Origin of the sequence: Secundilactobacillus malefermentans DSM 5705 = KCTC 3548, from assembly GCF_001436395.1 — a bacterium.
In the GTDB taxonomy this organism is placed as follows: domain Bacteria; phylum Bacillota; class Bacilli; order Lactobacillales; family Lactobacillaceae; genus Secundilactobacillus; species Secundilactobacillus malefermentans.
In genome coordinates this window covers 1-20,357 of record NZ_AZGJ01000023.1, presented here as the reverse complement: position 1 = coordinate 20,357, position 20,357 = coordinate 1, and the positions used below count along the sequence as shown (strand labels likewise).

Here is a 20,357-nt window from a genome sequence, read left to right as displayed (position 1 = left end):
ATAATTTGTGATTTTTTAACAAAGTGAATTTATGTGAATACTCAATTTAGAATATTCTAAATCGCCTGTTGTTATTATAATCCGGAATATTCCTCAAAGAATATTAGGCATTTCCCTAATATCTGTGAAAACCCTTGCATGCTAGAATATTCACATAGACAAGTTCTCGCACGATTGAAAGGACTGAAATAATATGCAACTAAATTACGAAGAACCCTTACAAGCAATTTTTACAATAAAGCATATGAATCAATTGGATACGCAAACTGCTCGTCAACTACATAACCTTGGTGTTGAGGAAGGCAGCATGGTCATTGTTTTGCGCAAGTACCCATTTCATGGACCCGTTGTCATTGAATTCGATCACCAGAAAATTGGACTCCGAAATGCCGTTTATCAAACTTTGCTAGGGGGCCAGCAGCATGACAACCGTTGCCCTGCTTGGAAATCCTAATACTGGTAAAACGACGCTCTTCAATGAATTAACCGATAAATACGCTTATGTTGGAAACTGGGAAGGCGTTACCGTTGAAAAGAAACTCGGTAACATCCGCCATTCCGAAGTCGTAGTTGTCGATTTGCCAGGAATATATTCCTTAAATCCGATGACTAAGGATGAAACTGTCGTAACCGACTATTTGTTAAGTAACAGTGCTGACGCGATTCTCAACGTCACCAATGCAAAACAGCTAAAACGAAATTTACTACTTTCTATTGAATTACTCGAATTTGGTAAGCCAGTGGTCCTAGCGTTGAACATGATTGATGACTTGGACCGTAGCGGCATTAGTTATGATCTGGAAAAACTATCCAGTATTCTTGGCTGCCACGTCACAACGACAAACGCTAGAAACAAAACAGGTGTTGCCGAGTTAAAGCAAACGCTGGTTGACACCGACACCACCAAGTTGCCATCATCAAGTTTAAAGTTGGACTACCCCGACCTTGTCAAAACTGAAATTCAGCTGGCAACTCAGAACTTAGTCGTAAATTTTAAATTGTCAGAATCATTTGCCCATTGGTTAACCATTCAGTTTATGAACAAAAACAAAGAAGTTCGAAAGTACGTCATCAAACATCATCTTTAGCCATTATTAAGTAAGGAATCCTTCTATACCAAGTCAGACTTTGAAAATAAAATCTTTCAAACCCGAATTAGTTTCATTGAGCAAACGTTGACCTCAACTATTGGTTACGCGGACGCTTCAAAGGATCATCACATCACCTCTAAAATTGATAAAGTTGTGACCCATCCTGTGTTTGGACTTCCCATTTTCATCGGTATCTTCTTCCTGATGTTTAAACTTTCCTTCGACTGGATTGGCACACCCCTATCCGATTGGTTCAATGTTCTCCTTTCCGGTCCCATTTCAGAAACTGCCTCGCACTTTCTCATTAGTATCGGAACGTTGCCTTTTCTAAGATCCCTAATCTTAGATGGCATCATTGCCGGAGTCGGCGGCGTCTTAACCTTTATTCCGCAAATATTCGTCCTATTCGCGTGTATTTCCGTGTTGGAAGATTCAGGCTATATGTCCCGCGCAGCACTCGTAACCGACCGACTGATGCAGTTAATTGGCCTGAATGGGAAAGCTTTTATCCCTCTGATTATCGGTTTTGGCTGCAACGTCACTGGAATCATGGCGGCCCGAACAATCGAGCAACCTAAAGAACGATTAGTTACGACCCTTATCTCGCCATTTATGAGTTGCTCAGCTCGATTACCGATTTACAGCCTGTTTGTCGCAGCGTTCTTTAATCGTCATCAGGCCGTTGTCGTGCTATCGATCTACTTCTTGGGAATCGTCATTGCCCTACTTCTCGCGAAAATGTACCAATTGATTTTCCGGATTAAAGACGGCAGTGTCTTCATCGTTGAATTGCCACAATATCACGTTCCAAAGCCCAGCATCATCATGATGAGCACCTGGGATAAAGGGAAAAGTTTCGTCAAAAAAGCCGGTACAGTCATTTTCGCCGGAACGGTTCTCATTTGGCTTTTATCCAATATCGGACCAACCGGACCAGTCAGCGATATTAGTCTTAGCTTCTCGGCCATCATTGGTCGCTGGTTACTTCCAATTTTTACGCCAATTGGAATTTCCTCTTGGCAAACAATCAGTGCCTTAATGACTGGTGTGCTGGCAAAAGAAGTCATCAGTTCCAGCATGATTGTTCTTTTCCATTTAAGTGGGCAAACTGGGTTAATTGCAACGTTAAGTACCCTATTCACCCCATTGTCCGCATACTGCTTGTTAATTTTCGTTTTGATTTACGCACCATGCTTCGCGACTCTGGGTGCAATCAAGGCCGAGACGGGATCAACAAAATGGGCGGTTTACTCCGTTGCCTCAAGCTTGGTGATTGCTTACGCCGTTTCATTCCTTGTTTTCCAAATTGGTTCCCTATTTATGTAAGGAGGTATTCCAATGTCGCTTTTGATTAACATCGTCATTACCTTAGTGATCGTCTCAATCGCTACAGCCATTATTATCAAAACAGTGAAACAATCCAGTAAAGATAAATGTGGCGGTTGCGAATACCAATGTGAGACCAAAATGCTCCTCGAAAAAGAAAAAATTAAGTAGTTGCTAAAAGAGCGTGCAGACAATTGTCAGCACGCTTTTTCTATGGCACTTTACCAAAATAATTTCGATAATTTATTCCAAATTAATATAGCTTTTTTTGCAAGTTTTCAAGGCTTCGAGCTTCTTTTCAGCATTTACGCGTTTAATCCCCCATTTGGCCACTGAATCACCGATTTAATCCCGTTTATGTCCAAAATTAGGTCGTTTTTTTATATAAAATAATATATAGAATTGGCTAAAACGCTGAATTTACGCCATTAATCCCAGTCATAATTTCCCAGTTTATTTCCTTCATGATAATCTATGGATTGTAATCACATGTGAAATACATAACTAGAAGATTTTACTTCTACTATCTCTCACATGTCACAAGATTTGATTGAGATTACTAAAATCTTCCAATAAGTGAGGAGTGTCATTATGACTAACAAATATAGAGAAGAAGCCCCAGGTTACACCATGACTACGGTTATGGAAGAAGCTGCTCGTTGCTTACTTTGCCACGATGCACCATGTTCCGCAGCCTGTCCTGCAGATACTGATCCTGCTAGCTTCATTCAAAGCGTTCGTTTTAGAAACTTAAAGGGTGCTGCAGATACTATTCGTTCTAACAATGCCCTTGGTGCCATTTGTGCCCGAGTTTGCCCAACTGAAAAATATTGTGAACTTGCTTGCTCACGTTCAGGAATTGATGTTCCAATCGATATTGGTGGAATTCAACGTTTCGTCACCGACTTCGAACAACAAGGCGACTTGAAGATTATCGAAAAGGGCGATTCTAACGGCAAGAGCGTTGCCATTGTTGGAAGTGGCCCTGGCGGACTTCAAACTGCAACTACGCTACTTGAAAAAGGCTACGCAGTCGACATTTACGAAAAGAATGAAAAGGCCGGCGGTTACCTAACTTACGGTATTCCAGAATATCGTTTACCAGCTAACATCGTTAACTACGAAATTCAACGAATTATCGACTTAGGTGCCAATATCAAATACAACACCACAGTTGGTAAGGACATCACGATGACTGAAATTAAAGCGAACCACGATGCCGTTGTCGTTGCCGTGGGTGCCAGCGAAGGTAAAGTCCTATCAATGTTTAAGGACAACCCTTACGTTGAATCAGCTGTTGATTTCTTAGCTCGTGTTAAAGAAAACCAAGACGACATTGTTGATATTCCTGGTAGCGCAATTGTTATCGGTGGTGGTGACGTTGCGATGGACGTTTCAACCACTTTGAAACGCCTCAACGTTAAGAACGTGACCGACGTAGCCTACGAAGAATTTGACGAATTCAAAGCTTCAAAGAAAGAATTAGCCGGAACTCAAAAACAAGGCGTTACCATTGTTGATGGTTACGTGCCAGAACGGGTTAACGGAAATGAAGTTACCTTCAAGCACCGTAACATCGATGGCGAATTGAAGATCAAGGCTGACACAATCATCCTTGCCGTTGGTCAAAAAGTTAACACTGAAGGCCTCGGATTCGTAACTGAACACGGCGAAGTTAAGTTCAAGGGCTACAAAGCTAAAGATGAAAAGGTATACGTTACCGGCGATATCGCTGAAGGCGACAAGACAGTCGTTTGGGCAGTTCGTAAAGGTAAAGAAGTTGCTGAAGAAATCGATCATGATTTATTAGGAGGTAACTAAAATGATTAAAAAAGACTTGTCTGTAGATTTCTTGGGCGTCCACTTCGAAAACCCATTTCTTCTATCATCTTCACCCGTTGGCAACTGTTACGAAATGTGTGCCAAAGCTTTTGATGAAGGCTGGGGCGGTGTCGTATTCAAGACCATCGGACCTAAACATTTCAAAGTTGATGAAGTTTCACCCCGTTTTGATGAATTAACTAAAGAAGGCACCCCCTTCGTTGGATTCAAGAATATGGAGCAAATTGCTGAACATTCACTTGAAGAAAACTTGCATGATTTGCATCAATTGAAACAAGACTATCCCACAAAAATCGTCATCGCTTCCATCATGGGAACTAACGAAGAAGACTGGGAATCCTTAGCTCAACTCGTTACCGAAGCCGGATCAGACATGATTGAAATGAACCTTTCATGTCCACAGATGACTTCTCACGAAATGGGTTCAGACGTTGGGACCAACCCTGAACTTGTTAAGAAGTATTGTGCCGCCGTTAAACGAGGCTCAGATCTGCCAATGATGGCCAAAATGACACCAAACATCACGGACATGGTTCCTGCTGCCAAAGCAAGTATGGCTGGTGGTGCTGACGGTATCGCAACTATTAACACTGTTAAATCGGTTGCCAACCTTGACCTCGACAAAAAAGTTGCACTTCCAATCGTTGATGGTAAATCATCAATTTCTGGTTTCTCAGGAAAAGCCGTTAAACCAATTGCCTTACGTTTCCTTCAACAACTACGTGAAGCCGCTGGTCTCGAACAACTTCCAATTTCAGGTATTGGTGGTATTGAAACTTGGCAAGATGCTGCAGAATTCATTTTGATGGGTGCAACAACCCTCCAAGTGACCACTTCAGTTATGCAATATGGTTACCGGATTGTTAAAGACATGAAGAACGGTCTCATGCATTACATGGAAGACCAAGGTGTTGATCACCTAAGCGAATTAGTTGGAGTTGCCAACAAGAAAATCGTCCCTGTTGAGGAATTAAACCGTGATTACAAGGTTTACCCTAAGATTGATTGGGACAAATGTATCGGATGTGGGCGTTGCTACGTTTCTTGTTTTGATGGTGCTCACCAAGCAATCACTTGGAACATTAAGACAAGACGTCCAACGGTTGATACCAGCAAATGTGTGGGTTGCCAATTATGTAACCTCGTTTGCCCAGTAGGCGCCATTACGACTGGAGAAGTTAGAATGAAACCTGGTCGTGAAGGTAATATTGAAGATATTGATATCGAATCTGCTCGATTAACCCATTAATAAGTGTTAACGCATTGCTAGCCGATTAAATTACTGAACGTAATTTAAAACACTTCAGGATTAATAATTGAGATGAAATAAGGCTGGAGCAAAACATTCGTTTTGATTCCGGTCTTATTCTTTCCAATCATTTGCGGTAAAGGAGTAATCTAAAATGAAAATTTCAAAAAAGGTTTGGTTTGATTCAATTGGTGTTGGCCTCTTCACACTCGTTTATAGTCTGATTATGACTGGGTTCTCGCTATGGATGGGCGCTGCTGCGTTCATCGCAGTTTCCTACTTCTTTGGGGCCGGTTTCCCCAAGGATAAAATTTGGAACATCTCTGCCAGCTTTGTTGCTGGAATTGTCTGGGGTGTCATCGCTTACCAATTTCTCCAAATTCCTGCCATTTCAGGACTATGGGCATCGTCAATTATGTTTGGTCTCATGACCTTTCTCGCCCTCTTCCTCCAGGGGACAATCATGAAATTTACCATGGTTCCTGCTTGGCTGATTACTTGGGGAACCTTCATGTTGATCGTTTCAAATATTAAAATCGCAAGTTGGCCACTTTTCATCTTCGAATTGCTTGCTTCAATGTTGATGGGAATCTTCGTCATTGGCTATGCTTCTGACTTCTTCAATAAAATTATGTTCCACTTTTTCCCTGAAGAGAAAAAGGAAAAACAGGCTAATGGTTTGCCTGACGATGCACATCATAGTGCTTAATTAATAAATAGAGGATCTGAATTCCAGATGGGAATTCGGGTCCTCTGTTTAATTTATGCCTACTTTCATTGCTTTCATCAATATTCTTTCACTCTAATACTTAAACAAATGAATACGACGTGTCTTTATTCATCTCGTAACCAATATTCATGACAACCTTCCTCACTTTGGTCAACAATTTTAAGCCATTGTAAGCGTTGACATTATTACTCTATAAGCTTATACTTTGATTAGACAGAAGTTCGATTCTAATCTTCTGCTTAACCAAATTGGAGGTTTTATTATGGGTCGTCTTGATGGAAAAGTTGCAGTTATTACCGGCGGTGTTAAGGGCTTTGGTTTAGCAAGTGCTAAAGTATTTATCCGCGAAGGAGCAAAGGTTGTTATCACAGATGTCGATGAAAAAGGTAGTGCCGATGCTTTAAAAGAGCTCGGAAATGAAAATGCTATCTTCGTCAAACAGGACGTTTCCAAAGAGGCTGAATGGGAACCCGTTTTCGCCGCAGCTGAGGAAAAATTTGGGACTGTCAATGTTTTGCTGAACAATGCTGGAATTCTATTCTTCGATGATGCAGAACACGTCACCCTCGATGAATGGCATAAAATTCTCTCTGTCGACTTAGATGGTGTCATGCTTGGTGTCCAAACTGCTATCAAGCACATGAAGAAAAATGGCGGTTCTATCGTTAATATCTCTTCAATCGCCGGATTAATAGGAATCCCAAATCTCTATGCCTACAATGCCGCAAAAGGTGGCGTTCGCATGTTAACGAAATCTGCAGCTTTGTATTGTGCAGAGAAGAAATATGCCATTCGAGTGAATTCAATTCACCCCGCATATGCTCATACGCCAATGGTTGATGCCTACCCTGAAAAGCTCAAAGAATTGGAGAGTTTGCATCCAATGGGCCGACTCGGAAGTGCTGAGGAAATAGCGAATATGGCACTATTCCTTGCTTCAGATGAATCATCATTCTCAACTGGAGCTGAGTTTGTCACAGATGGTGGCTATACTGCTCAATAAACAAATATAGGAAATGGCGACTAACTTCACATTCATCTGCACGTCAAACAATGAAAATTCTTAGCTTTGCCTTCAAAACTTAATCCCAATCCAGTGGTACCTCCCGCGATTATACGGTATACTAGTTCAGCATAGGCGCTTCATTTGTACCTGTGCACACTATTAGGATGATTCATAAGAAGGAGCACATACATGAAAGTTTCGAAACAATCTTTGTTTGATAGCATCAGTATCGGCCTATTCACCCTGATTTACAGCATCGTTATGAGCGGGTTTTCACTTTGGATGGGTGCTAGTGCATTCGTTGCGGTTGCCTACTTTTTCGGTGTCGGTTTTCCAAAGGACCAAGTTTGGAACATTATCGCAAGCTTCGCCACCGGAATCGTCTGGGGCTTGATTGCTTACAGTCTGCTACAATTGCCTGGCATGGATCAAACTTGGCCTACCGCCATCATTCTTGGCATCATGACGTTCCTGGCAATCATTCTGCAGGGATCCATCATGAAATTCACCATCGTTCCTGCCTGGTTTGTCAGCTGGGGAACCTTCATGCTGATCGTATCCAACGTCAAATTCGACAGCATGCCACTTTTCATGGTGCAGCTTTTTGCGACAATGTTGCTGGGTGTTTTCCTCATTGGTTACGGCTCTGATGCACTGAATAAAGTACTATATCGTTTCTTTCCTGAAGATAAGAAAATTTCAGAAGTAAAACTAGATGAAATTGATGAACTCGGTGATATCGAGGATTAACCAAAACTCAACTAAAAATCATAACTATTTTAACTAAAACTGCCTGCCTCAAAAAATCTGAGGACAGGCAGTTTTTTCTATTCATTTTGCTTTCCACTCCATCTCAACTTCCCTTTGACTCGTTTTCTCATCCATGTCTTCATTAATTACTTTGAACCCTTCTCGCTCATAAAATGCCACCGCTCGTTCATTCTGCCGATAAGCGTGCAAAGTTAGCTCATGATGAATTTCCTTTGCGTAATCGAGCAGCTGCTTGCCAACTCCTTTGGACCGTACTTTTTTATCAACAAAGATACCTGCGATGTACGTGTCCATTATCCCGATGAATCCGATCAGTTTGTCATCATCGATGTAGACATAAACGTCAGCTTTGGGGAACATCGTCTTTACCAAATCGTAGTTGCCCTCCCAGTAACTAACCGGAATAAAATTGTGCGCATCAATGTTGGACTGCAACCAAATTTGCATCACTTGGTCGAGCTCGTTTGCGTTCATTTTTCTGATCATCTCGTATCACCTCTATTAAAATTATAGCAGATGAACTTGGTTATTTAGTTTGAGTTGAATAGTGGCGTTGATACACGTTCTTAATACGTGTATCATGCAGTTAAAGAATTAAATCTCGCTAGACACCTAATTCATAAACACCAACTAAGGAGGTAACCCCATGTCTGACTTAATTTTAACTTATTCCGTTTTGATTAAAGAAGATTCAAAAGACTCAAAAGTTCCCTATCTCGTCTACATCCCTGCATTTGACGGCTATACTCAAGGCACCTCCATTGCCGATGCAATCGAGATGGCAAGAGACTTCATCGGTTTGCAAGCAATCGATTATCTTGATGAGCACCGGGAATTACCAGCAGAAGATATTCACGGCTTTGACTCACCGGATAGTATCAACACCATTGTGGATATCAATGTCGATCAATATCGTCGCCGCCACGATACCAAACTGGTTAAGAAAACCCTCACCATCCCCAATTATTTGAATGAGTTAGGGATGGAACAAAAGCTTAATTTTTCGAAAGTTCTAACGGAAGCGTTGAAGCAAAAATTAAACATCTAACACAAAGTCCCCAGCCATTTCATCAATGGCTAGGGACTTCATTTTTCATTAATTTATGCTAATTGTATCCATTTTTTTAATAGTCATTCGTATTATACTTCATCGCATTTGCCAGGCTGGCCCACGATTCCTCGTGTTGATGGCCCTCAAGATCCTTTGAAAGGAGCACCCGATAGCCATGCTTCATAGCGGGTTTACTCATGTTAGTTGCCCCGCTTGCCTTACCACCAAGCTGATTCGAATACAGACGGTAGTAGCCCCGTTTCTTTTTCAAGCCAAAGTGAAAGGAATCTTTAGGTGACGTGTTTGAATAGGAAATTTCATCCAATTTATTGGGCTTGAATTGATACTCTCCATGGTGATTAGAAACCGTTCCCGTACGCACTGCGTAGGAATGATCCGTAAACGTCGTTCGAATGACGGTCCCATCACTCATCTTCTGATACCAAGACCCTTGAAGTGATTTAGGTGGCATCGTCTTTTTTGTATGGACGTTGCTTGCGATTCCCAGCGATAGTACAACCAAAATTAGGGCTGTCGCACCCACAATCTTTAATTTCACAATAATTCCTCCAAAGTACGTGTGATTAATGATAGTTTCCATTTTACACCTAGCGTCAATTTGAGACAAAATAGATTCCGACCGTTGCAAGTAGAAAGCCTAAGCAACCGCAAACCAAATAAGCGATTACCCTCAAATGGAGTAGTCGCTTATTTTTGTGAATGATTAAGATCAGTCAAACGCTTACATTTGTTGACTCATCTTAACTTCGTTTGGGACCGCTTTGTACCCCAGTCCACGCACCGTTGCAATGTGAAAACAATCAACATCGGCCAGTTTCTCCCGAATCTTTGTCATGTAAACATCAACCGTTCGAATCGTGGTCTCGGTGTTGGCTTCCCAAAACTCATCCATTAATTGCTCTCTGGTAAAGATTCGTTTGGGATAGGAAAGGAGCTTAAAAACGAGATTAAACTCCCGCACTGTCAGCTCAATCGGTTCCCCATCGTTATAGGCCATGTGCTCATCCATATCCAAAACAAATTTACCCATGGTCACCCGTTGATTTTCATCAATCTTGGCTCGCCGAAACAGTGCCCCAATGTGCAGCAGCATTTCCTCAAAATTGATAGGTTTGGTCATGTAGTCGTCAATTCCAGCTTCATATCCAAGCTGTTTTGATTCAAGATCATCACGATCGGAAATCAACATAATGGGAATATCCGTATTTAATTTTCGAACACTTTCAACAAACTCAAAACCGTCAATTCCTGGTATCGTCATATCTGAAATAACTAAATCAAACTGATTAACATACATTAAATCGTACGCCTTATTGGCATCCGGTGCTCCCTTGACATCGAACCCATGACGTTTCAGAAATTGACAAGCCCCCTCGCTAAAATCCTGATTGTCCTCTACTACAAGTATTTTTAACATATTATCGTCCCCCTCGACAATTTCATTATACCAACAAACTCCCCAGTAATACATTTAAAATATCTTTTATTCGACACAAAAGAGCCCTCACGCTTAAAATTCACTAAGTGCGAGAGCTAATTTGGCAACTAAACGCCAGAGGGGGTCGTCTAATTGCACAATAGACCAACAAAATTGAGGGCTAAATCAGATATAGGGTTTAAGGTTTGTTGATCTATCTATAGCTTTTTCTTGAAACAGAGTAAACCGGGTAAGCCAACAACCAGCGCGAGCCCTACAAAAGCCCGAACATTAGTGTTACTTTCAGTTAGTTGCGATAGAACCCCGGTCGCTATCCTATCGGCATTGTTACCTAAATTGATATTACCAACGGATGATACTGTCCGTCTTTCTACAATAAAATCCAATTCTGGTAACGGTTTCATTATGCCAATAGATTGTTTCTAACCTGTTAACAAGATATTGCTACTTTGTTAATATTCCAATTTTATTAAGAAAAAATGTGGAAATAAAAAACTTCAAAGTCGGATTAGTCCGGCTCTGAAGCTTCCTTTATAATTTATTTATTATTTTCCTGGTACATAGCTCTCATCAATGATTAATACAGGTTTAATGGTCTTGCCACTACCTGAATCAGCATTTGCTTGATTAATTTCACTGAATTTGTAGAACTTTTCAGTCTTATCAAAGTCAAACATGCCCTTACGGTAGAATTTAATCAAACGAGGAACATCGATTTGAGGAATTGAGTCACCCATGTTAACACCAATAACTGATTGGTCGTTGACACAAAGATCGTTCCAAGTATCCAAGTCGACATGGTTAGGGGTAACGGCGATGCAGGCTGACGTTCCGCCTTGGTTCAAGGCGTGAATGGATTGTTCCATAACAGCACTGACACCAGTGGTATCAACGGTGTAATCAACACCTAAGCCATCCGTTAACTTCTTGATTGCTTCAACGGCGTCTTCCTTCTTACTGTTAACAACGTCTGTAGCGCCAAGTTCTTTGGCTAATTCCAAACGTGAGTCAACAATATCGACGGCAATAACAGTTGTACAGCCAGAAATCTTGCCGGCCATCATAGCTGCCAAACCAACGGCACCCGTACCAAATACAGCAATCGTTTGGCCTGGACGTGGTTTCAAGGTATTGAGAACAGTCCCTGAACCAGTGACGTAGCCACAGCCAAGAGGGCCTAATTTACGTAAATCAAGATCCTTGGGTACTTTAACCGCATTACGTTCACGAACAACCGTGGTTGTCGCAAATGATGATTGGTCAAACATATCAGCAACATCGTGACCATTTTCAGTAAAGTGAGCCGTGTTGTCAGGACGAACACCAGATAAGTTGTTAGCACCGTAGTGTAAGCACTTTGTTGGTTCACCTTTCAAACAGTTTTCACAATTTCCACAGGCGTAGAATGAAAGAACAACGTGATCACCGGGTTCGAAGTTTTGAACGTTCTTACCCACTTTTTCAACAATCCCTGAACCTTCATGGCCTAAAACGATTGGGTAGCCAATTTCGGCATCCCCTTTTCGTAAAGCTTCATCAGAATGACAAATACCACTGGCGACCATCTTAACTTGGATGTCCTCGTCGGTCATATCTGCTAATTCAACGTCATCTTTAATTTCAAAATCTGAACCTTTTTTATCAACAACAGCTGCTGTAATTTTCATGCTTGTCAGCACTCCTTTTGAATTTAATGAAAGCGTTTACTACACCTTAGTTATAACAGCTTGTGAAGTGAAATTCAATGATTGACTTTTCAAATATAACGTGACCCATCAATAAAAAAGCATCCGGCCTTATCACTTAAGGCTGAATGCTCTCTATTGAATTTATTTATACTGCCATTTCTTTCTAAAGCCAACTAGTCCAATCAGGTTAACCGATAATGCCAAACCAACAATGGCCCAAATAGCTGCGCTACTTTCACTCGTTTGTGGAAGCGTGCCATTATCCGAATTACCAACATTATCATCAGAAACGCCATTGGCATGAGCGCGCGTCGCTACCAATTTGTTTCCATCGGCAGTCGTTGCGGCCGCTGCGGTGTTTCCTGATGTCGCCACCGTAATCGGATTATTACCAGTTGATTCTGATGTGCCAGTGGAACCTGGTTGCCCAGCTTCCGATGGCGTTGTTGTCCCAGGCGTTACAGTTCCAGAACCAGTCTCGTTGCCGCTGCCAGTACCAGCGCCAGTGCCCGGACCCGTAACTTCTCCGCCACTACCACCAGTACTGCCACCAGTTCCAGGTACAGTCGTTCCGCCTCCTGAACCAGGATTAGCAGGCACGTTCACCTTGATTGCTACCTGTAGCGGTTCCGTATACTGCAATCCGTTTGCGGTGATTGCAAAGCTATTGTAGGCAACCTGTCCATTAGTAGCCGTGTCAGGCACTTCAACTTCAAATGACACCGTCTGATTTTGGCCATTAATCGTTGCACCAGTCGCTGGATCCAAGACCAATCTGAAGGCAGTCACCGTTGCGTAATCATCAACCGTATCTGTCCAAACGGCACTTGCGGGATCAGTCGTCACACCTGAATCAGTGGTGTAAAGTACTTGAACCTTACCTACCCAGTCAGCGGGAAGCGTCACCGGTCCAGTCAGCTTAGCTTGATAGTCTGACCCACGCTCAGCATTTGTCGTTAATCCTGTGTCGCCCACAACTGGTAATACATCAACTAAGTCTAAAGAGGTGAGCTCTTTATCCGTATTAGTTGTCGTGTTGAGGTTAATCGTTACCTTGTCGCCTGGCTTAACGGTTGCTGAATCCGCGAAGGTGGCACCATTTTGCTCCTTCACTTGCTGGGTAACTTGCGTAACTGAATTTTTAATAATGGTGTAGGTAACCCCTGACGCTGCTAATGAAGTTGCTGCAGATCCAACGCCAGTGATTTCACTAATATCCGTCACTTTACTTGTATCAGTTACTGAAGGATTCGGAGTTGCGGTTTGAACTTCGTAATCATTATCGCCTAAATCAACGTACGTTTTGAAAACAACATCTTTAGGTGCATCATTTGCGATGTTAACGGCAAATTGGGTTTCAACTGTTTGTTTCGGTGCGACGTACGAAAGTCCCTTCCAGTCAATTTTGACAAGTTATTGTCCCGTACCTTGGTAATTGCCGTCAGAAACACTGACCGTCTTTTCGCCGTCAGCAACAGTATTCGCCGCATCAAACGTAACGCCCTTAGGAAGTAATGTGTAAGTCGTGAAGTCTTTTCCTGAAGCAACTAAATTACCTAACGACCCATTTGCGACACCAAAATCAACTTTAACTTGATGCGTACCAGCTGCGATTTCCTTACTATCAGCAGTGCCAACGAGACTCGTACTAGTGTTAACAATTTTGGTCGTTCCGGTTGGTCGACTGGCAACTTCAACTAAGTTAGGATTCTTCAACCAGGTATATTGACCACCGGCTTCCTTAGCAAAGACTCGCCAATCACCAAGGGTAAAGTAGTGATCATGATGGGCCGATATCGGCGCATTCACACCGTATTGTGGCACAAATTGGTTTGTCAGCGTCCCCGTATAACCATCCTTAACTGAGGTGGTGAAGAAGAATTCTTGTGCCGTCCCATTTGGTGCACCAGAATCTGCTGGTAATGAAGCGTAGTCAATGTTAGATGACACACCATTAGTTGTGTTATTGGTGTTTGTTGGTTTGATATTGAAGTACCATGTGTCCGGATCAGTTGGCAGTGCTTGTCCATCTGCGTCCAAATGATAATACATGAAAACATCAATAACATCCTTACTGGCATCCAATCCCATTGCTAATAAATCAGTTCGAGTAAAGACATTTTTCTTAGACGTATCGATATTGCTTGATAGAACTTGATACTGGTTCGTTGTGTTCTCACCCGCGTACTTAACGGCCAAAGTGACAAACGGATAAACCGTCAAAGGTTGATCCTTATAGCTCATATTTGGTCGGTAAACGGCTGGATTGAGTTGAATGGTTTGTAAAACCTGGTTCCCGTCAAATTCTTGATGCATCCCAAAACACTTCAAGTTGGGGTAAGTAGAAGAAGTTTGCTGGCTACCATAAACCCCTGTTAGAACATCATACGTTAATAAAATTGGATTATCTTCAATATAAACGGTTGGATTACCACTGGTGTAGTCAAGGGTTGTATGTCCCTTTCCATCTGCTGGACCTGCACTTACGGAAGCTGCTACTTTTCCGGAAGTGGTAGGGAGCGTTGATGGGTCATATGGTGTAACCGTTACGGTAGCGTCGGTTAGGGCAGATGATGTTTCTGTATCTGTCGTACCGTCCGTATACGTAGCCGTATATTGGCCAGTCGTTGCCAATTCTTCATAGTTAGCAACATCGTCATCAACCATTGTCTTAACGCCAAATTTGTACGTTTGATCATTAGCAACTTGATCTGCTAACGAACTGGCTGGTTGGGTCCAGGTTAAAGTCGTTATTCCAGTAGCACTGTCAACGACGACAGTTGGGGTTGGATTTGTTAACCCGTCAGCGGAATCCATGCCAACGTACGTTAACCCCTTAGGCAGTGTATAGGTGAAAATAATATTTTTGCCAGCTTGAATGAGTTTCACTCCATTTTGGCTTGTCGGAATATTAACCGCCCAATTCCAAACGACTGAATCGTTCTGAGTTGGATTAATGTGCGTTTCCCCCGCACTATCTTTAATACTGCCAATATGGTTTGTTACACTACCCACTACTTTATTGTTTGAAACGGTTGCTGGTCCTGACGTTGCAGAAACGGTTGGCGCAAGATCTAACTCATCAGCGGTAAAAGTCACCGTTAAGGCTAATTTTTCACCATCTTTGGCCTGCGTTCTGTCTGTTTTAAAGTTCAAAACAATGTTAGCTGATGTCTCGCTAAGGGTTGCAAAATCGTATTCAAGTTGCCCCTTCGTATTAATAATTGGGGTGACGCCAGCAACTGCTAGGTCTGCTAATTGATTGCCTAATGTCGTTCCATCAATCGTTGGCAACGTCAGTGTTAATTTAGCATTATGATAATTAGTCTTGATACCTGTCGCGTCAAACGTGACTTTAAATACTGCTGAATCTCCCGCCTCAACCGTTGGTGTAACAGCCTCGCTGGTCACCGTAATGGGCGACTTCACAGCGGCAGTCGGTACTTGAGCTGCTCTAGCCGACGGTGCGGACCGCTTAGTCGCCACAGGTTTTTCAGCAACTGGCTGCGCAACTTCCGGTGTTTTAATTTGTGTTGATGCTGCGGGTTCTGTAACCTTTGGAACGACCTCTTCTGCCACTACCGGCGAGCTCTCAGGTTCTGCTTCAGATGCTGCCGGCGTTTCTTCTACTGGCGTAACTGGTGTTTCCGCTGCTACTTCAGTTGGTGTCGTTTCAGCTGCCGCAACAGGTGTTACCACAGTTTTTGTCGTTGGTGCTTCAGATACGGGATCCGTTGCTGTATCAGCATGCGCAAAGCCGGCCCCACCGGCTAAAAATGCACCAAAGCTAAGCAGTGAAATCCCAGCGACTACCCAGTTACGTCCTGATTTATACATTTTATAATGAGTCTTAGTATCGGTAACCCAATTTTTTCGATTCATGTTTTTCACTCCTCCAAATTGATGAAACAGTTCTCCCAACCGTGATCAACCTCTGAAAAATCGATAGCATTTAGACTGACTATCCCCATAGTCCATGCTCTGTCGAGTGTTTCGTTATTTTCGGCTAATTAGTATACCCCCTTAATAATATAGACAACAAATTAAGATATAAAGCGTTTACATGACCTTTATACCATATATGATTGATAAAGCAAGCTAACGCTATTATCTATTTACTATATTCTTTTTAGTCTTCTACAAACGACATATTATGACACCCTAAAAGTGTAAATTAGCTTATGTGGAGTAACTAATAATAGACTTCATACATAGAATCCAAGGGGGAGTTTAAAAATGTCTAAGTTTTCTGCAAAAAAATCATTCACTCATTTTTCTCTACTGTCGATGTCCGCATTAACACTACTGGGAGTTGGCGCAGGATCGACTGCATTCGCACTTGACTCACACGTACCAACGGCGGCAGCTACTGATTCCACTGATGCCTTTTTCAGTTTAGGTGCAACGCGAGATGGCAAACCAACTACGGTTACTGCAAAAGGTTATTACACATTCGTTAAAAATAAACCGACAACCGTCAAAATTCCTAGAATTGTTGGTTATCACTGCAACATCAAAACAACCAAAGTTACCTGGAAGGGTGGGAATAACTTTACGGTCAGTGCCTATCCCGTTTATACAAAAAGTGATTCAAAAGCCGACAATACGCCACCTAAATTTAAAGTATTTAAATCAAAAGTTTATGCGACTAAACAGCTCAAACATCACCAATTCAAAAAAACTTATATTCGCTATAGTGAAGCAGGATTAATTTACACTACTCGTTCATTAAAGCACTGGTCTCATCGGGGAAATAACTGGATGGATACTAAATGGTCAACTAATCAATCGGTAACCGTTAAGAAATCTAATGGTAAAACCGGTGTCTATTATTACATCAAATCTGCGGACGAAGGAATAAAAGGCTGGATTTGGCGCGGTTATCTTCATAAATAGTGGCTAGTAAAATAGCGTTAAACTTGAAATTTAATTATTCAAGTTCAACGCTATTTTTATTAATTATTTTTCAAAATATCCCGTCGCCAACTTCGTATTATCAGTAAACAGACCATCAAGTCCGCTTGCCTGACCGTTCGCAAGTTCGGTATCGGTATCTAATGCATAACCGACAGCTTTCTTGTTGCTCATGTGAATCAGCTGCACGTCCTGAGTGGTGACCCCCGGCGTGTAAACGGCCACGATATTAATATAGCTTGGTAACTGTGACAATAGTTTGCTCAAGTAGTTAGCATTTGAATTATCACCACTTAGCACCAACATTTCTGGTGCATTTGGTAATAAATTATGCAGATACTTCAAGCTTGAGAGGCTAAATGACTGTAAGACCACGTTATTTTCAACGTGATGTTCCTTGATGGAAGCGGCAATTTCGGTTTCAAGTAAGTAGCCACCCTTAGCCGTTTTCTTAGTTTCTACAACGTAATTCGTAGACTGTTGGTAACGATTAAAAATACTACCTAACGTGTGAATCGTTTCCCCATTTGATAGTGGTGCCTTCCGAATCTCGCCGTAAGTTGAATTGGTCACGCTAATGTTGTGGCCCGTATTCTTCTTCAGATTGTTATCGTGCGACACAACCAGGTGATTGTCCTTGGCTAAAATGACGTCCTGCTCGATGAACTTACTTCCATTTTGAATGGCATCATTATATCCGGCAAACGAGTGCTCCGGGAACTGCAATGGACTTCCCCGATGTGAAATGATCAGTGGTGTTTCTGCTGTATATTGATTCAACGAACCAACCTCAGCAGCTTGTGCGGTGGCGCTAAATGTCAGACCAGCCAAAGTCAGTGCGATGGCCAGCATCCATTTGAAATGACGCTTCGTAATCATGTGTTCTTCCCCCAGTGCTAAAATGCAATGCACTTATTAGTTTACAAGAGTTGGGAGAAGTTGTCATGCTTTCATGAAAAATTATTATTTTCCAGGATTGAAAACGAGGCGCTTACCAGTTTCTTTCAGCCACATTTCAGAAACTTGGCTGAGTGGCGCAACCTCAATCGGAACGTTGAAGTGCCCTTCGCTGATGAGCTGGGCCAATTCAGGCAACTCCTTGACGAAGGCTCGGGCGGGAACAGATCCCATGCCGCTTCCAAGCAAAGTGAGTGCCGTGGAACGAAGAAAAGCCGCTGGTAATTTAATGTCGGATCCGGCCATACTGCCGATTTCCACCCAATTGAGGGGTTGGCTGTGGTCGATTCGCGCTTGCAATATAATAGGAAGAAACTGTTCAGTCACTTCTCCCCAAAGGTAGTCCAATACCACGTCCACGTCGGCGTTCGCCTTTAAATCTGCATCTGGATTTCCTAACCAAATTTTTTGATCTGCATCTAGTTGATTCAGTTTCTCCTGGTTTCGCCCAACGGCAACCACCTCACTGGTACCCAAATAACGACTGATTTCCATAGCGACGCTGCCGGCAGCGCCGGTTGCACCCAAAATCATCACCTTCTTACCTTTAATATCGCCAAGACGCTGCTTAATCGCCATCCATGAGGACGTTGCGGGATTCATTGCGGCGGCAACCTTATTGGCATCGACGTTTGCTGGAATTGGAATCATTCGGTGCTCGTTCACTGCAACTTTCTCGGCCAGTGGCCCGTTCGCCATAAAGTAGACAAGCTGGCCGTTTGCTAACTTGCCCACGCCATCCACTCCAGGAATAAACGGTAATTGGCTGGCATCGCTAGAGTAATGCGTTCCATTTGCCCGCGCCTGTACCAAATGGTTCACGGGACTTGCTAAAACGGTAACGAGTTGCTCGCCGTCCTTGGCGATTGGCGCCTGAACTTCTTTATATTGTGGGACTTGGTTAAATGTTTCGACTAATGCTGCTTTCATATTTAAAACTTCCTTCTTGATTATTAATTACATGTAATACATAATGATTATACATAGAAACTTTTTAATTACAAGTAATTAATTCGGAGGACTTTTAAAATGAACACCCAATTTTCTCGATTACAAGAAGCGATTCGTAACGTTAACCAACAACACGAGCAAACTGAAGAATCCTTTTGGCAAGCCGCTTGGAATCACCTTGCGGATGAAATGCCGCAATCTCAACAAACTGATCTTAAACTGGCAAAATTAACTCATAATGAAATGCAGATTTTGAGTCAATTGAATAACACCACGGCAGAGCTCGTCCCCTATAAGGAGCTCCAAAAACAAATGCCGTTTTCTCAAGGGCTCTTTTCACGTTACGTCAACCGTTTAGCGAAAGCGAGTTTAATTGAAAAATCGAAAAAAGCAGACAACAAAAAAGCGGTCCAACTCTCGATTACCGAGACCGGCCGCTACGCTGCAAAACTACACGATGAAATGCATCGAGTGGAAATTGCTTCCTATGAAAAATCCTTATCTAATTTTGATTCTGAAGAGATTGAAACAGCGATTAGGGTGTTAAGTCAACTTTCTGACTAAAAGGCGTGGACTATTCTCCTAATATTGCATGGATGAGTTCATTTACTTGTTGAGGAATAGTAACGTGTTCAACAAACTCAATCTTTCTCGCCTGAATATCAACGCAAGTCAACTGTTGCACTAACAGGGTTTCATTTGTCTGACTTGTCGGAACCAGAGTCTCCCAATTTAAAACTAGCGGATAGTCGCGAATCGTACTGGTAAATGGAATAACCCAGGCAAACGGCGATATTTCGCTTAATTCTTTGGCACTCACAACGAGCCAAGGTCGGAGTCCCTTTTTGTTCATGGTTTGAATCATCGGGCTTGGGATCATTTGAAAGACGAATAATATCGCCTCTTTGCATTTCATGTACACTCATCTACTCGACGCCTTTCTTAGATTAATTCTTTACCAACTGGTTCTCCTTTATCCACAATGTCAAAGGGATATGGCTGTTGCTTGTCGTAATCACGCAATAATTCTTGGATAGCAGTTTGTTTGGGGTTAATAACAATTGCGCCATCTTGCTGACTAATTTCCACGGTATCCTGCTCCTTCATATCTAATTGTTCAAGTAAGTCTTTGGGAATTCGAATGGCCAAGCTATTGCCCCACTTGGTTAGCTTTGTTTCGCTTTTTGAAGTCATCATATCGCCTCCTGTATCTACAAATATATACTAGCTGTCAGTGAAGTACAAAAGTTAACTCATCCTATTATTAAATATGAATTTAGTTATTAAAAACACGGCCATCTTTTTTGGCTCTCTGTCAAATC

Annotated in this window: 20 protein-coding genes and 1 pseudogene; 11 read left to right on the top strand and 10 right to left on the bottom strand. The window is 42.2% G+C overall.

Annotated features, from left to right (window positions below; all coding sequences use genetic code 11):
* The first annotated feature begins 193 nt into the window (after positions 1 to 193).
* The 8 genes and pseudogenes from FD44_RS05695 (at position 194) to FD44_RS05665 (ending at position 7,994) form a co-directional block, all read left to right on the top strand.
* Positions 194 to 454 carry a FeoA family protein gene (locus FD44_RS05695; RefSeq protein WP_010619160.1) on the top strand — a complete coding sequence of 87 codons (261 nt, stop codon included), beginning with the start codon at positions 194 to 196 and terminating at the stop codon, positions 452 to 454.
* Positions 423 to 2,417: pseudogene (feoB, locus tag FD44_RS05690) on the top strand (ferrous iron transport protein B). Before FD44_RS05695 ends, feoB begins: the two are co-directional and overlap by 32 nt.
* A gap of 12 nt (positions 2,418 to 2,429) precedes the next feature.
* Positions 2,430 to 2,588, top strand: coding sequence for a FeoB-associated Cys-rich membrane protein (locus FD44_RS10340; protein WP_076621462.1), 159 nt, complete (start codon positions 2,430 to 2,432; stop codon positions 2,586 to 2,588).
* A 420-nt stretch (positions 2,589 to 3,008) separates the two neighbouring features.
* Positions 3,009 to 4,238 carry an FAD-dependent oxidoreductase gene (locus FD44_RS05685; protein ID WP_010619159.1) on the top strand — a complete coding sequence of 410 codons (1,230 nt, stop codon included), beginning with the start codon at positions 3,009 to 3,011 and terminating at the stop codon, positions 4,236 to 4,238.
* 1 nt (position 4,239) lies between these two features.
* Positions 4,240 to 5,508, top strand: a complete 1,269-nt coding sequence (gene preA, locus FD44_RS05680; RefSeq protein WP_010619158.1) for an NAD-dependent dihydropyrimidine dehydrogenase subunit PreA — start codon at positions 4,240 to 4,242, stop codon at positions 5,506 to 5,508.
* A gap of 154 nt (positions 5,509 to 5,662) precedes the next feature.
* Positions 5,663 to 6,217 (top strand): DUF1097 domain-containing protein, encoded by a 555-nt coding sequence (locus FD44_RS05675; protein ID WP_010619157.1) that lies wholly within the window; start codon positions 5,663 to 5,665, stop codon positions 6,215 to 6,217.
* A gap of 283 nt (positions 6,218 to 6,500) precedes the next feature.
* Complete coding sequence (locus FD44_RS05670; RefSeq protein ID WP_010619156.1) at positions 6,501 to 7,241, top strand: glucose 1-dehydrogenase; 741 nt, start codon at positions 6,501 to 6,503, stop codon at positions 7,239 to 7,241.
* A gap of 192 nt (positions 7,242 to 7,433) precedes the next feature.
* The gene (locus FD44_RS05665; protein WP_010619155.1) at positions 7,434 to 7,994 is read left to right on the top strand and encodes a DUF1097 domain-containing protein; all 561 of its coding nucleotides are present in this window, start codon (positions 7,434 to 7,436) and stop codon (positions 7,992 to 7,994) included.
* A gap of 81 nt (positions 7,995 to 8,075) precedes the next feature.
* Here FD44_RS05665 and FD44_RS05660 read toward each other — a convergent pair whose 3' ends face one another.
* Complete coding sequence (locus FD44_RS05660) at positions 8,076 to 8,501, bottom strand: N-acetyltransferase (protein ID WP_010619154.1); 426 nt, start codon at positions 8,499 to 8,501, stop codon at positions 8,076 to 8,078.
* A 160-nt stretch (positions 8,502 to 8,661) separates the two neighbouring features.
* On the opposite strand from FD44_RS05660, the gene FD44_RS05655 reads away from it, so the two are divergent.
* Positions 8,662 to 9,063 (top strand): type II toxin-antitoxin system HicB family antitoxin, encoded by a 402-nt coding sequence (locus tag FD44_RS05655; protein WP_010619153.1) that lies wholly within the window; start codon positions 8,662 to 8,664, stop codon positions 9,061 to 9,063.
* 76 nt (positions 9,064 to 9,139) lie between these two features.
* On the opposite strand, the gene FD44_RS05650 is transcribed toward FD44_RS05655, so the two are convergent.
* The 5 genes from FD44_RS05650 to FD44_RS05630 all read right to left on the bottom strand — a co-directional run bounded on the left by FD44_RS05650 (position 9,140) and on the right by FD44_RS05630 (position 16,095).
* Positions 9,140 to 9,625, bottom strand: a complete 486-nt coding sequence (locus tag FD44_RS05650) for a hypothetical protein (RefSeq protein ID WP_029327485.1) — start codon at positions 9,623 to 9,625, stop codon at positions 9,140 to 9,142.
* Between the two features lie 183 nt (positions 9,626 to 9,808).
* The gene (locus FD44_RS05645) at positions 9,809 to 10,504 is read right to left on the bottom strand and encodes a response regulator transcription factor (RefSeq protein WP_010619151.1); all 696 of its coding nucleotides are present in this window, start codon (positions 10,502 to 10,504) and stop codon (positions 9,809 to 9,811) included.
* Between the two features lie 566 nt (positions 10,505 to 11,070).
* Complete coding sequence (locus FD44_RS05640; protein WP_010619150.1) at positions 11,071 to 12,192, bottom strand: NAD(P)-dependent alcohol dehydrogenase; 1,122 nt, start codon at positions 12,190 to 12,192, stop codon at positions 11,071 to 11,073.
* A 162-nt stretch (positions 12,193 to 12,354) separates the two neighbouring features.
* Positions 12,355 to 13,437, bottom strand: a complete 1,083-nt coding sequence (locus FD44_RS05635; protein WP_029327484.1) for an LPXTG cell wall anchor domain-containing protein — start codon at positions 13,435 to 13,437, stop codon at positions 12,355 to 12,357.
* 189 nt (positions 13,438 to 13,626) lie between these two features.
* Positions 13,627 to 16,095, bottom strand: coding sequence for a KxYKxGKxW signal peptide domain-containing protein (locus tag FD44_RS05630; protein WP_029327483.1), 2,469 nt, complete (start codon positions 16,093 to 16,095; stop codon positions 13,627 to 13,629).
* A 354-nt stretch (positions 16,096 to 16,449) separates the two neighbouring features.
* Between FD44_RS05630 and FD44_RS05625 the strand changes: the two genes are divergently transcribed.
* Positions 16,450 to 17,109 carry a hypothetical protein gene (locus FD44_RS05625; protein WP_010619149.1) on the top strand — a complete coding sequence of 220 codons (660 nt, stop codon included), beginning with the start codon at positions 16,450 to 16,452 and terminating at the stop codon, positions 17,107 to 17,109.
* Between the two features lie 63 nt (positions 17,110 to 17,172).
* Here FD44_RS05625 and FD44_RS05620 read toward each other — a convergent pair whose 3' ends face one another.
* Both FD44_RS05620 and FD44_RS05615 read right to left on the bottom strand, forming a co-directional pair.
* Positions 17,173 to 18,006 (bottom strand): glycerophosphodiester phosphodiesterase, encoded by an 834-nt coding sequence (locus FD44_RS05620; RefSeq protein ID WP_010619148.1) that lies wholly within the window; start codon positions 18,004 to 18,006, stop codon positions 17,173 to 17,175.
* 84 nt (positions 18,007 to 18,090) lie between these two features.
* On the bottom strand, positions 18,091 to 19,014 hold the full coding sequence (locus FD44_RS05615; protein WP_010619147.1) for a quinone oxidoreductase family protein: 924 nt from the start codon (positions 19,012 to 19,014) through the stop codon (positions 18,091 to 18,093).
* A gap of 99 nt (positions 19,015 to 19,113) precedes the next feature.
* On the opposite strand from FD44_RS05615, the gene FD44_RS05610 reads away from it, so the two are divergent.
* Positions 19,114 to 19,599: a MarR family transcriptional regulator gene (locus FD44_RS05610; RefSeq protein WP_010619146.1), complete on the top strand. Its 486-nt coding sequence runs from the start codon at positions 19,114 to 19,116 to the stop codon at positions 19,597 to 19,599.
* A gap of 10 nt (positions 19,600 to 19,609) precedes the next feature.
* Here the strand turns inward: FD44_RS05610 and FD44_RS05605 are convergent, their stop codons facing one another.
* Together FD44_RS05605 and FD44_RS05600 are read right to left on the bottom strand one after the other, a co-directional pair.
* Positions 19,610 to 19,951, bottom strand: a complete 342-nt coding sequence (locus FD44_RS05605; protein WP_010619145.1) for a type II toxin-antitoxin system PemK/MazF family toxin — start codon at positions 19,949 to 19,951, stop codon at positions 19,610 to 19,612.
* A 26-nt stretch (positions 19,952 to 19,977) separates the two neighbouring features.
* On the bottom strand, positions 19,978 to 20,229 hold the full coding sequence (locus FD44_RS05600) for an AbrB/MazE/SpoVT family DNA-binding domain-containing protein (protein WP_010619144.1): 252 nt from the start codon (positions 20,227 to 20,229) through the stop codon (positions 19,978 to 19,980).
* Between the last annotated feature and the right edge of the window lie 128 nt (positions 20,230 to 20,357).